Below are 12,104 nucleotides of genomic sequence, written 5' to 3'. Positions count from 1 at the left end.
GCGCCTCCCGCCCTTCACGCATCGCGCTTCACACGCCGACAGCCAGCACCAGCAGTATCAGCACGACGCCCAGCGACAGGATGACCAGGTACAGACGCAGCTGGCCCGTCTGGGTCCGAGCCAGACCAAGATGCGACCACCAGGCCAGTCGCGCGACACCCGTGACGAGCGAATCGATGGCATCATCGCGCAGCCACCCCACCAGCTGGCGATAGGGCTGCACCAGCAGCCGGTCATATAGGGCATCGCTTCCCCAGTCGTGGTACCAGAGCCGCCACAGGGCCGCGCCAGGGCCTTGCGCCGAGGGGCCCTCGAGCCAGTTGCCCCGGCGCCACAGGAGCCAGCCCCCCAGGGCCAAGCCCGAGAGGACGATGCTGATGGCGCCGACTTCGAGCAGCGTATGCCCGAGCGACGATCCTTCGTCTGGTTCGGGAAACACCCCCGCCAGGGGCGGCTCGACCCAGGCCCCGAAGAAGGTTGACAGCAGTACCAGCAGTATCAGCGGCACGGCGTGGGCCCAGCCATGCCCCGGACGGGCCTGGCGGGCATTCTCGCTGCGCGGCTCCCCGTGGAAGGTATGCACGATGAGTCGCAGGGTGTAGAGCGAGGTCAGAAAGGTCCCGAGCAGCCCGGCCGCCAGCAGTTCCACCTGACCGGAAACCAGCGCCCGCCACAGGATTTCGTCCTTGCTGTAGAAGCCGGCGGATACCAGCGGCAAGGCCACCAAGGCTGCGCCACCGGCGATGAAGCCGGCATAGGCCAGTGGCAGGCGCCGCCACAGCCCGCCCAGCCGCCGCATGTCCTGCTCGTGGTGGCAACCGACGATCACCGCGCCGGCAGACAGGAACAGCAGCGCCTTGAAGAACGCATGGGTCATCAGATGCACGACCGCCGCCTCGAAGGCGCCGACCCCCAGGGCGAGGAACATGTAGCCGATCTGGCTCATCGTCGAATAGGCCAGGACGCGCTTGATATCGGTCTGCGCCAGGGCGGCGCAACCGGCCGAGAGCAGCGTCAGGGCCCCGATCACACCGGTCAGGTAGAGCACACCCGGGGCCAGCAAGAAAACCTCGTGCATCCGGGCGATCAGGTAGACACCGGCGGTGACCATGGTCGCTGCATGGATCAGCGCCGAGACCGGTGTCGGGCCGGCCATGGCATCGGCCAGCCAGGTATGCAGCGGCAGCTGCGCCGACTTGCCCAGCGCCCCGGCCAGCAACAGCAACGCTGCCAGCTCGACCATGGGATCGCCCTCGGCCCATAACGCCGGGACGCGCTCGAGGGCCAGGGCGATATTCAGGGTGCCCAACTGGTGGAACAGCAGGAAGAGGCCAATGGCCAGGAAGACATCCCCGGTGCGTGTGACGATGAAGGCCTTGAAGGCGGCCCGACCGTTAGCCTCAACCTGATGATAGTGGCCGATCAACAGGTAGCTGCACAGGCCGACACCCTCCCAGCCGAGGAACAGCAACAGCAGGTTATCCCCCAACACCAGCAATACCATGCTGGCGACGAAGAGATTCAGGTAGGCATAGAAGCGCCGTACGCCCGGCTCATCGTGCATGTACCAGGCCGCGAACAGGTGGATCAGGAACCCCACACCGGTGATGACACCCAGCAGGGTCAGCGACAGACCATCAAGCGCCAGGCCAATGGTGGGTCGGAAGTTGCCCACCGCGATCCAGGTCCACAAGGTGACCGTGTGGGGTTCGGGTGTGGCGAGAAACTGCGTCACAATGAACGCCGTAACCAGCGCGGCCCCTCCGGCACTGCCCACACCGATCGCGACGCAAAGGCGTCTGCCCGGGTCGCCTCTCCACAGCACCAGGGCGAGCATGCCGCCAAGCGGCAGCAGAAACGTCAACGGCAGTAGCCAGCTCATCGGGACTCCCTCATCCGCGCATCCTGCTGATGGCGTCGATATCCAGCGTCCGGAAGCGGCGGTGCAACTGAAGCAGCAACGCCAGTCCCACACTGGCCTCCGCCGCCGCCAGGGTGATCACCAGCAGGAACATTACCTGCCCTTCGGGTTGCCCCCAGGCCGTGCCGGCGACAATGAAGGCCAGCCCGGTCGCATTGAGCATGATCTCCAGGCTCATCAGCATGAACAGCATATTGCGGCGGATCATCAGCCCTGCCAGACCCAGCGCGAACAGCACCATCGCCAGGACCAGGCCATGCTCTATGGGGACGCCGCTCATGACTCCTCCCTCGCGGTGGTCGGGTCCGGCTCCCGGCTCGACCCCGCCTGGCCCAGGTGTGAGGCCGTGACCAGCGCGGCCAGTAGCAGGAAGGCGGACAATTCGACGACGATCAGCCAGGGTCCAAACAGCGTCGTGCCCACCGCCCTGGCAGTCAGCATCTCGCCCTCGACGACCGGCCCCGGATCGCCGCGCCACAGGGTGGCAAGAAGCACCGCCAGAAGCACCGCCGCGAGCACCGAGGGTCCCAGCCAGATACGCGGCCGCAGCCAGGCCCGCTCTCTGGCCTTCGCCAGCGGTCCGGGATTGAGCATCATCACCACGAACACGAACAGCACCATGATCGCGCCTGCATAGACAATGATCTCCAACACGCCGGCGAAGGGCGCCCCGAGGGCAAAGAACACCATCGCCACGGCAATCAGCGAAACGATCAGGTAGAGCAGTGCATGCACCGGGTGAAGGCTGGTGATGACTCCCAGTGTCGCCAACACGGCGACCCCACCGCTCAGATAGAAGGCAATTTCCATATTCTGTCCCTCTCGACTAGGGCATCAGCGTCCTCACATCGACCGGCGCCTTCTCGTCCTTGGCCTGGCCCTTGTCCTTGCCGGCGATCGCCAGCCCGGCCACCGCATAGAAGCGATACTCGGGATCCTTGCCGGGGCCATCGATCAACAGGTCATGCTTCTCGTAGACCAGCTCCTGGCGGCGGTACTCGCTCATCTCGAAATCCGGCGTGAGCTGGATCGCCGAGGTCGGGCAGGCCTCCTCGCACAGGCCGCAATAGATGCAGCGCGAGAAATTGATGCGGAAGAAGCCTGGATACCAGCGTCCGTCCTGCGCCTCGGCCTTTTCCAGGGCAATGCAGTCGACCGGACAGGCCACCGCGCAGAGATTGCAGGCCACGCAGCGTTCCTCCCCGTCGGGGTCCCGCGTCAGCACGATGCGGCCCCGATAGCGCGGCGGCAGGTAGACGTCCTCCTCGGGGTAGCAAACCGTCTCGCGCCGCCGAAAGGCATGCGCAAACACTATGCCCAGGGTGCGCAGTTGCGACCCGATGGCGGAGAACAGCGACAGGCGCATACTCGTCTCCTCGTTCAGTTGCCCGCGGGTGCGATCAACAGGATGGCCGCACCGGTCAGGAGTAGATTGATCAGGGTCAGCGGCAAACAGACCTTCCAGCCGAACTGCATCACCCGGTCATAGCGCGGCCTAGGCAAGGCGGCGCGCAAGAGTATGAACAGCACGAGCAGGGCCGCGGTCTTGATCGCGAACCACAGGAAGGGCGGCAACCAGGGGCCGTGCCACCCACCGAGAAAGAGGGTCACGATCAGCATCGATACCAGCAGCATGCCGAGGTATTCGCCGAGGAAGAACATGCCGAACTTCAGACTCGAATATTCGATGTGATACCCATCGGCCAGCTCCTGCTCGGCCTCGGGCTGGTCGAAGGGAGCACGATGGGTCACCGCGACCCCGGCGAACAGGAAGGTACAGAAACCGAGAAACTGCGGCACGATAAACCATAGGTTCTGCTGGGCGGCGACGATGTCGCGCATGTTGAAGGAACCGGCCATCGCCACCACGCCCATCAGCGACAATCCCATGAAGACTTCGTAGGAGAGCGTCTGCGCCGATACGCGCATGGCGCCCAGCAGGGCATACTTGTTGCCGCTCGCCCAGCCGCCAAACAGCACGGCATAGACGCTGATCCCGGCCATGGCGAAGAAGAAGAGGATGCCGACATGCAGGTCCGCCACGCCCCACGCGGGGGTGAAAGGCACGATCATGAACGACAGCAGCAGCGATGCCATGGCGATGGCCGGCGCCAGCACGAACAGGAAGCGATCGGCGAAGGGCGGGATCCAGTCCTCCTTGAACAGCATCTTGATCAGGTCGGCGACTACCTGCAGCGAGCCGAAGGGCCCTACCCGATTGGGGCCATAGCGATCCTGCCAGAGCCCCAGCAGGCGACGCTCGACCACCGTCAAAATCGCCGCCATCACCATCACGCCGAGCAGGATGGCCAGGACATGGCGCATGGCGTCAAGGGCCTCCAGGGCCGCTGGCGTCAGCATACTCATGGGGTCTCTACTCCCATCGAGTCGGGTAACGCGAGCCGGGCCGAGTCTCCCGAGGCCAGCGCCGGATCGACACCCGCCGGCACCGCCACCAGGCCCGGTGGCAACAATGGATCGACCCGCAAGGGCAGGTTCCTCCGTGTGTCTGCGGTCTCCAGCGACAGGGAATCCCCTTCCGTCACGCCGAGTCGGCGGGCATCGTCGGCCGCCAGGGTGAGGGTCGATGCGCCAGCCCGCGCCGCGATCGCTGCCGACAGCGATGAGGTCTCTTCCCCGCCGAAGAGCCTCGGCAGGATCACTACCCGCCATTCGCCATCACGGGCAGCGAAGGCCGCGGGAACCTCCGTGGCATACCCGCTTTCACTCGATCTTTCGTGCGACCTTCCATGTGACCTTTCATGGGACCTTTCACGGGACCCAGGCTCGAGCACCCTGACGCCGGGGTCGCCGCCACGCAGATGCCCACCCACCTCGTCGGTGAACTTGTTCCAGGCCTGGGGCGAGTTCCAGCCCGGTGCCCAGGCAAAAGCGACCAGACTGCGGGGGCGGTCGCTGCCGCTGTAGCCCTCCATGGAGAAGACGAAGGGTGTATCGGCGTCCGACGGGGGTCGCGGTTCGCTGACATCGAGATGAGCACGCATCGCCGTTCGCCCGCTGTAGCGATGCGGCGCCCGGGCCAGCTCGAGCCCCTCAATGCGGTAGTCGTTTCCCGGTGCGGCGTCGATGATGGCCGCCAGGGCGGGATGACGGTCGGCACAGGCGCGGATCACCGTCTCCAGTCCGACGTCACTGGCCTGGCGGTGCTCCAGCGTGGCCTCAAGCGCATGCAGCCAGCGCCAACTGGAATGAATGCGCGACTCGGGCCGGTGGTAACGCGGCTCGTGCACAGCGAAGAAGCGTTGCGCGCGGCCCTCGAGGCTGACCAGGGTGCCGCTGGCCTCGGCAAAGCTCGCCGCCGGCAGCCCCAGGTGGGCGCGTTGCCAGGTCGGTGTGCGCTGGTGATCGAGTACCACCACCAGCGCCGACGCCTCCAGCGCTCGATCCACCGGCGCGCGAGGAAGCCGCTGGTAGAGATCGTTCTCGAGCACCACCAGGGCATCGGCAGCGCCTCGGCTCAGCTCATCCAGGGCCCACTCCAGGGGGTGACCGCCCAGCAACTCGACGCCGGTGCTGTTGGCTTCGCGGCGCACCAGCGTCAGGCCGCCGCGACGCCGCCTGCCGGCCAAGGCGCGGGCGATATTGCCGGCGGCATCGAGGATCGCCGGCGACGCTAGCGAGCCGCCGCTGACCACCAGCGGGCGTTGCGCATCCAGCAGGGCCTCGGCGATGCGTCTGGCCGCCTCGCGCGTGGACTCGTCGAGGTCGTCGACGGCCGGCGCCCGGTCATCGATGGCGTGGGCCACGGCGAACCCCAGGCGCGCAATATTCTCCTCCGCCAGGGCCAGGTGATGCTCGGCGAGGGAATCAAGACCGGTGGCCGCAGGATAGGCGATGAACAGCGGATGGCGAGCCCCCTGGGCCAGCGTCATCACCGCCTCGGCATTCCAGGCAGGAATGTCGCGTGCTTCGGCCAGCACCTCACCCCGGGCAAGTACCGCCCGACGCAGCGCCAGCCCCAGCCGCGCCGCACTCTGTAGGGGATCCTCGCCGAGCACCAGGATGGCATCGTGGGCCTCGACCTCGCGCAGGCTCGGCGCCGGCAGGCCGCTCTCGCGGGCGAGCCGGGCCATGCGTGACAGGCAGGCCTGCTCGGCCGCGACGACACCGCTGGAAAAGTTGGCCTCCCCAACGAGCTCGCGTAGCTGATGGTTGCTCTCCAGACTGGCGCGCGGGGAGCCGATGCCGATGATCCGGCGAGCGCGACGCAGGGCATCTGCCCCACGGTCGAGCGCCGCATCGACCTCCAGGGGGGTGGCCGACGCCTCTCCCACGTTTCGCCACTCGGGACGGCGAGGCCGGTCGTCTCGATTGACATAGCCATGACCGAAGCGCCCGCGATCGCAAAGGAAATAGCCGTTGACCTCTCCATGGTAGCGATTCTCGATGCGCCGGATGTCACCGTAACGCTCGCCCGGGCTGGTGTTGCAGCCCACCGCACACTGATGGCAGATACTGGGGGCGAACTGCAGGTCCCACTTGCGGACATAGTGGTCGGAATGGGTGCGATCGGTGAACACACCCGTGGGACAGACCTCGGTCAGGTTGCCGGAAAACGCGCTTTCCAGCGCACCCTCACGGTAACGGCCGAAGTAGACGTTATCGTTGCTGCCAAAGGCCCCGAGGTCCTCGCCACCGGCGTAGTCGCGATAGAAACGCACGCAGCGGTAGCAGGTGATGCAGCGATTCATCTCGTGGGCGATGAAGGGGCCCAGGTCCTGGTTGCGGTGCGTACGCTTGCGGAAACGGTAGCGGCGCCGGGCATGACCGGTCATCACCGTCATGTCCTGGAGGTGGCAATGCCCTCCCTCCTCGCACACCGGGCAGTCATGCGGATGATTGGCCATCAGCCACTCGATGACGCTGCGGCGAAACTCGTACGCCTCCTCGTCGTCGATCGAGACCCGCATGGCCTCCTCGACGGGGGCCATGCACGACATCACCAGCATGCCCTGGGTGTCATCCTCGTCCTTGTACTGCTTGACCGCGCACTGACGGCACGCGCCCACGCTGCCCATGGCGGGATGCCAACAAAAGTAGGGCACATCGAGACCCAGCGACAGGCAGGCCTGGAGCAGATTGTGGGATCCCACCACCTCGTAGGCCCGGCCGTCCACATGTATCGTCGCCATGGCGTCACCTCGTCTGTGGCTCAGGCCCCGTCCGGGCGGGCGATGCCCGCCTCGAACTCGTCGCGGAAATACTGGATCGCCGAGACCAGCGGCATCGATGCGCCGGGCGCATGGGCGCAGAAGGTCTTGCTCGGCCCCAGGCCGCTGGCCAGTTCCTGGAGCAGCTCGATATCCCCCGGTTTCCCCTCGCCGACTTCCAGGGCTCGCAACAGTTTCTCTACCCATGGCAGGCCATCGCGACACGGCGTGCACCAGCCGCAGGATTCACGGGCGAAGAAGCCCTCCATATTGCGCACCAGCGTGACCAGGCTCTGGCCCTCGGCGACGACCGTCATCAACCCGGTTCCCAGGCGGCTGCCGGCCTCGCCGATGGTGTCGTAGTCCAAGGCCAGGTCGAGGTGCTCGGGCATCAGGAAGCCAGTGCTGGAGCCCCCCGGCTGCCAGGCCTTGAGCCTGAGGCCATCGCGCATGCCGCCGGCCAGCTCGAAGAGCGACTCGCCACGGGTCCCGATGGGCAATTCCCACAACCCGGGCCGGGCGACCCGGCCGGACATGCCGTAAAGCTTGGTGCCGCCATCGTCGCTGAGATTGCCCGAGAGTCCCTGATACCACTCGGCGCCGTGGCGTAGCGCTGCGGGCACATTGCACAGCGTCTCGACGTTGTTGACCACGGTCGGCTTGCCCCAGGCCCCCGACTGGCCGGGGAAGGGCGGCTTGGTGCGCGGGTTGGCGCGGCGCCCCTCCAGGGAATTGAGCAGAGCGGTCTCCTCGCCACAGATGTAGCGACCTGCCCCGGTATGCAGCACGATGTCGAAATCGAAGCCGCTGCCGGCGATATCATCGCCCAGCCAGCCTGCGGCCCGTGCCTCCTCGAGCGCACGGGTCAATGCCCTTGCCGCGGTGACGTACTCGACGCGTAGGAAGATGTAGCCAAAGGCGGAATCGTTGGCATAGGCCGCCAGGATCATGCCTTCGATCAGCAGGTGCGGCAGCTGTTCGAGGAGCACGCGATCCTTGAAGGTACCGGGCTCCATCTCGTCGGCGTTGCAGACCAGATAGCCACGGGGCAGATCCTCGCCCTTCAGGGTCAGGCTCCACTTGACGCCCGCCGAGAAGCCGCCGCCCCCGCGACCCCGCAGATTGGCGGACTTCATGGTCTCGATCACGTCCTCCGGCGACTGCCGACCGAGCACCTGTCGCACGGCCGCGTAGCCGTCCTTCGCCGTGTAGTCTTCCAGATCGACCCGGGTGCCGTCCTCGTGCAGCCGCCAGGTCAGTGGATGCGTGTCGGCATGACGTTCCCGAGCCGTCTGGTGCAGCCGGGAATGATAGCGAGTGGCGGTCATGGGTAGCCCTCCAGCAGCTCGCCCACTTCCTCGGGCGCGACGGGACCCAGCGTATCCTCATCGATCATCAGCGCCGGGCCCCCGTCGCAGGCGCCCAGACAACAGATCGGCAACAGGGTGAAGCGGCCGTCGGCGGTGGTCTGGCCGAAACCGATACCCAACGCGCCGGAGAGCGCATCGCGTAACGCCTCGAATCCCGTGAGCAGGCAGGAGCTACTGTCGCAGACCAGGATCACGTGGCGCCCCACCGGCTGACGGAAGATCAGGCTGTAGAAGGTTGCCACCCCCTCCACGTCGGCGGCTCCGACGCCCAGGACCCGCGCGATGACGGGAATCGCCCCGTCGGGCACCCAGCCATGGCGACGCTGGACGATCTTCAATGCCTCGATACAGGCCGCCTGCGGCTGCTCGTAGCAGGCGAGTTCCCGCTCCATGGCAAGTCGATCCTCAGGATCGAGCACGAAGCCGTCACCATCCGAGGCGATACGCGCTGCGTTTGCTGTCATTTCATCGATCCACATCCGCCATCACGAAATCGATACTGCCCAGATGGGCGATCAGGTCCGGCACAAAGCCGCCGCGCATCACCGCCGGAATCTGCTGGAGATGCGGGAAGCTCGGGGTCCGGATCCGGGTTCGATAGCTCATGGTGCTGCCGTCGCTGGTCAGGTAATAGCTGTTGATGCCCTTGGTGGCCTCGATCATCGCGAGCGATTCGTCGGGCGGCAGCACCGGTCCCCAGGAGACCTGGAGGAAATGGGTGATCAGCGTCTCGATATGTTCGAGCATTCGCTCACGCGGCGGGGGCGTGGTCAGCGGATGATCGGCCTTGTAGTCGCCGGCGGGCATGTGATCGACGCACTGCTGGATGATGCGCAGGCTCTGGCGCATCTCCTCCAGGCGCAGTTGGCCGCGGTCGAAGGCATCGCCGTTGGCGCCCAGAGGGACCTCGAAGTCGAAGTGCTGATAGCCGGAATAGGGGCGCTTCTTGCGCAGGTCGAAGTCGAGTCCGGTGGCACGCAGGCAGGGGCCGGTCACCCCCCAGGCGAGAGCCTCGCGTGTCGTGTAGGCGGCGATGTGCCGGGTGCGATCGCGCACGATGGCGTTTTCCATCATCGCCCGCTCGTATTCGCGAAGGCGTGCGGGCATCCAGTCGAGGAACTCCTGCATCAGGCGATCCCAGCCACGGGGAAGGTCCTGGGCGACGCCACCGATGCGGTACCAGGCCGGATGCATGCGAAAGCCGGTGATCGCCTCGATGACGCGATAGGCCCGCTGTCGGTCGGAGAAAGTGTAGAAGACCGGCGTCAGTGCGCCGAGGTCCTGCAAGTAGGTGCCGAGGAACAGCAGATGACTGGTGATGCGGAACAGTTCCGCCATCATGACCCGGATGGTCTCGACCCGTTGCGGCACCTCGATGCCGGCGAGGGCCTCCGCCGCCAGCACATAGGGAAGGTTATTCATCACCCCGCCGGTGTAATCGATGCGGTCGGTGTAGGGGATATAGCTGTGCCACGTCTGGCGCTCGGCCATCTTCTCGGCACCGCGATGGTGGTAGCCGATGTCCGGCACGCAGTCGATGATCGTCTCGCCGTCGAGTTGCAGCACCAGGCGAAAGACCCCGTGGGTCGAGGGATGATTGGGGCCGAGATTGAGAAACATGAACTCGACATCTTCGCGCTCGCGGCGCATGCCCCAGGCCTCCGGGTCGAACTTCAACGCCTGCTGCGCTTGCTCTTGGCCCGCCACGGTCAGGGTATAAGGGTCGAATTCGGTGGCCCGGGCCGGATAGTCCTTGCGCAATGGATGCCCGTGCCAGGTCGGCGGCATAAGTATCCGCTTGAGGCGCGGATGACCGCGGAAGTCGATGCCGAACATGTCCCAGACTTCGCGTTCGTACCAGTCGGCATTGGGGTAGACGCCAATACAGCTGGGCACCTCGAGATCTGTCTCGGCGAGGCCCACCTTGAGCATCACGTCACGATTCCGCGAGACCGACAGCAGATGGTAGAAGACCGTGAAGTCTGCTTCGGGCTGCTCCCGCCGGTGCTCGCGCAGGCGTTCATCGATCGCCGACAGGTCATAGAGCATCTCGAAGGGCTCGGGCATGTCGCGCAGGAAGGCCAGCATTTCCTGGAGGTGCGTCCGGGCGACCCAGACCACGGGCATCTTCGTCAGGGTGGCCTGCTCGCGCACGGCGGTCTCGCCGAAGCGTTGCCGAAGCGCCACGATAATGGGATCCGACGAGATATCGCGTGACGTTCCACAGGTCGACGACGCCTGTTTCATGCATTCTCCCTTATCGATCGTGTGGCCAACAGGGCAATACGCGACGATTCAGACATCGTCGGGGGACCGCAACTCAGTCGCCTGGATGCGCCGCTCCCTGAGCGTCTCGCGCTGTGACGGCATCTCGGTACGATAGACGCCCTGGTCGCCGACCACCCAGGAGAGGGGGCGGCGCTCCTCCTGGATAGCGTCCTGCAACAGACGCAGCCCCTGTAGGAGGGCCTCGGGGCGTGGCGGACAGCCCGGTACGTAGACATCCACTGGCAGGAACTTGTCGACGCCCTGCACCACCGAGTAGATGTCGTACATGCCGCCTGAATTGGCACAGGAACCCATCGATATCACCCACTTGGGCTCGAGCATCTGGTCATGAAGTTGCTGGATCACCGGCGCCATCTTGATGAAGCAGGTGCCTGAAATGACCATCACGTCGGCCTGTCGAGGTGAGGCACGCAGCACTTCCGCCCCGAAGCGGGCGATGTCATGGGGTGCGGTGAAGGCCGAGGTCATCTCGACGTAACAGCAGGAAAGCCCGAAATTGTAGGGCCACAGCGAATGCTTGCGCCCCCAGTTGGTCACCCCCTGGAGAATCTCCTCGAGCTTGCCGGTGAAGATGCTGCGGTGGAGATGCTGGCGCATCGGGTCATCGGGGGACTGGCGTGCCTCGAGGGGATAGCGGGAGTCCCTCGCCACTGCATCAACGGCATCATCGGCACGCGTCAGGGTGTAAGGCATTAGGTTCCTCCCGCTTGGAATAAGACAAGGTTTTTACCGGCCTACCACTACGGCCATTATCACTGTCCGGCATCACGTCGCGTGCTCTTCGGCGCCCAGTCCAGAGCACCAACGCGGCTGTCGTAGACCAGCCCGGCAAGCAGGATGAAGATGAACAGTGCTGCTCCCCAGAAGCCCGGCCAGCCCACCTCTCGAACGGCGATGGCCCAGCCGAAGAGAAAAACGGCCTCGATATCGAAGATCACGAACAGCATCGCGACCAGATAGAACCTGACGGAGAAGCGCTGGCGGGCTGTCCCGGCACCGAGAATGCCGGATTCGAATGGCTCATCCCTGGCGCGACCGCGACTACGCCCACCCAGCAGGGTGGTAGCCCCGATCATGAAGGTGCAGAGGACGATGACGGCGATGATGAAAAGTCCCATCGCCCAGGACTCTGCGATCCCTACAGTGGCATTCTGGCCCATGCCGTCCCTCGTGAAACCAAGCGCCTGTCACGTGCATCCCGCACAACGATCAACTGAGCGACATTCCAGAGTTACTCTATTTCAGAGTTACACTTCAAGACATCAAGAATGTCTTCGCCACAACATCGCTACTCATTGAGCCTAGGTAATCATATGACGTTTGTCAGCAACGAAGCCTTCGTCGGCCGCATGG

11 protein-coding genes are annotated in these 12,104 nt (G+C 65.3%); all 11 read right to left on the bottom strand.

All coding sequences use genetic code 11. The features are described 5' to 3' along the window. Positions 1-28: 28 nt before the first annotated feature. From nuoL to ndhC, 11 genes are read right to left on the bottom strand one after another with little or no spacing between them, the layout of a single operon-like run. Entirely contained in the window at positions 29-1,882 is a 1,854-nt protein-coding gene (gene nuoL, locus KG088_RS13580) for an NADH-quinone oxidoreductase subunit L (protein ID WP_213826174.1), read from the bottom strand. A gap of 10 nt (positions 1,883-1,892) precedes the next feature. Further along, positions 1,893-2,201, bottom strand: coding sequence for an NADH-quinone oxidoreductase subunit NuoK (gene nuoK, locus KG088_RS13575; RefSeq protein ID WP_213826172.1), 309 nt, complete (start codon positions 2,199-2,201; stop codon positions 1,893-1,895). Beyond that, positions 2,198-2,731 carry an NADH-quinone oxidoreductase subunit J gene (nuoJ, locus tag KG088_RS13570; RefSeq protein ID WP_213826170.1) on the bottom strand — a complete coding sequence of 178 codons (534 nt, stop codon included), beginning with the start codon at positions 2,729-2,731 and terminating at the stop codon, positions 2,198-2,200. The genes nuoK and nuoJ overlap by 4 nt, the downstream gene beginning before the upstream one ends. Before the next feature lie 16 nt (positions 2,732-2,747). Beyond that, positions 2,748-3,287, bottom strand: a complete 540-nt coding sequence (gene nuoI, locus KG088_RS13565; RefSeq protein WP_213826168.1) for an NADH-quinone oxidoreductase subunit NuoI — start codon at positions 3,285-3,287, stop codon at positions 2,748-2,750. Positions 3,288-3,301: 14 nt separating this feature from the next. After that, on the bottom strand, positions 3,302-4,288 hold the full coding sequence (nuoH, locus tag KG088_RS13560) for an NADH-quinone oxidoreductase subunit NuoH (RefSeq protein ID WP_213826167.1): 987 nt from the start codon (positions 4,286-4,288) through the stop codon (positions 3,302-3,304). After that, positions 4,285-7,074 (bottom strand): NADH-quinone oxidoreductase subunit NuoG, encoded by a 2,790-nt coding sequence (gene nuoG / locus KG088_RS13555; RefSeq protein ID WP_213826165.1) that lies wholly within the window; start codon positions 7,072-7,074, stop codon positions 4,285-4,287. Before nuoG ends, nuoH begins: the two co-directional genes overlap by 4 nt. 20 nt (positions 7,075-7,094) lie before the next feature. Next, the gene (gene nuoF / locus KG088_RS13550) at positions 7,095-8,420 is read right to left on the bottom strand and encodes an NADH-quinone oxidoreductase subunit NuoF (protein ID WP_213826161.1); all 1,326 of its coding nucleotides are present in this window, start codon (positions 8,418-8,420) and stop codon (positions 7,095-7,097) included. Next, positions 8,417-8,926 carry an NADH-quinone oxidoreductase subunit NuoE gene (gene nuoE / locus KG088_RS13545; protein WP_213826159.1) on the bottom strand — a complete coding sequence of 170 codons (510 nt, stop codon included), beginning with the start codon at positions 8,924-8,926 and terminating at the stop codon, positions 8,417-8,419. Before nuoE ends, nuoF begins: the two co-directional genes overlap by 4 nt. A 1-nt stretch (position 8,927) precedes the next feature. Continuing rightward, positions 8,928-10,709: an NADH-quinone oxidoreductase subunit C/D gene (gene nuoC, locus KG088_RS13540; RefSeq protein ID WP_213826157.1), complete on the bottom strand. Its 1,782-nt coding sequence runs from the start codon at positions 10,707-10,709 to the stop codon at positions 8,928-8,930. A 48-nt stretch (positions 10,710-10,757) separates the two neighbouring features. Next, entirely contained in the window at positions 10,758-11,444 is a 687-nt protein-coding gene (locus KG088_RS13535; protein WP_213826155.1) for an NADH-quinone oxidoreductase subunit B, read from the bottom strand. 59 nt (positions 11,445-11,503) lie between these two features. Continuing rightward, a complete protein-coding gene (gene ndhC, locus KG088_RS13530; protein WP_213826153.1) occupies positions 11,504-11,911 on the bottom strand; it encodes an NADH-quinone oxidoreductase subunit A in 408 nt (135 codons plus the stop codon). Between the last annotated feature and the right edge of the window lie 193 nt (positions 11,912-12,104).

It is taken from the genome of Halomonas jincaotanensis (genome assembly GCF_018448785.1).
Taxonomy (GTDB): domain Bacteria; phylum Pseudomonadota; class Gammaproteobacteria; order Pseudomonadales; family Halomonadaceae; genus Halomonas; species Halomonas jincaotanensis.
The sequence above is the reverse complement of the archived record's forward strand: the minus strand, read 5'-3'. Positions and strand labels throughout refer to the sequence as shown.

Coding starts and splice junctions, on each gene's coding strand:
- nuoJ (WP_213826170.1), bottom strand. CDS start 2,731: ATGGAAATTGCCTTCTATCTGAGCGGTGGGGTCGCCGTGTTGGCGACA.
- KG088_RS13535 (WP_213826155.1), bottom strand. CDS start 11,444: ATGCCTTACACCCTGACGCGTGCCGATGATGCCGTTGATGCAGTGGCG.
- nuoG (WP_213826165.1), bottom strand. CDS start 7,074: ATGGCGACGATACATGTGGACGGCCGGGCCTACGAGGTGGTGGGATCC.
- nuoF (WP_213826161.1), bottom strand. CDS start 8,420: ATGACCGCCACTCGCTATCATTCCCGGCTGCACCAGACGGCTCGGGAA.
- nuoC (WP_213826157.1), bottom strand. CDS start 10,709: ATGAAACAGGCGTCGTCGACCTGTGGAACGTCACGCGATATCTCGTCG.
- nuoI (WP_213826168.1), bottom strand. CDS start 3,287: ATGCGCCTGTCGCTGTTCTCCGCCATCGGGTCGCAACTGCGCACCCTG.
- ndhC (WP_213826153.1), bottom strand. CDS start 11,911: ATGGGCCAGAATGCCACTGTAGGGATCGCAGAGTCCTGGGCGATGGGA.
- nuoL (WP_213826174.1), bottom strand. CDS start 1,882: ATGAGCTGGCTACTGCCGTTGACGTTTCTGCTGCCGCTTGGCGGCATG.
- nuoE (WP_213826159.1), bottom strand. CDS start 8,926: ATGACAGCAAACGCAGCGCGTATCGCCTCGGATGGTGACGGCTTCGTG.
- nuoK (WP_213826172.1), bottom strand. CDS start 2,201: ATGAGCGGCGTCCCCATAGAGCATGGCCTGGTCCTGGCGATGGTGCTG.
- nuoH (WP_213826167.1), bottom strand. CDS start 4,288: ATGAGTATGCTGACGCCAGCGGCCCTGGAGGCCCTTGACGCCATGCGC.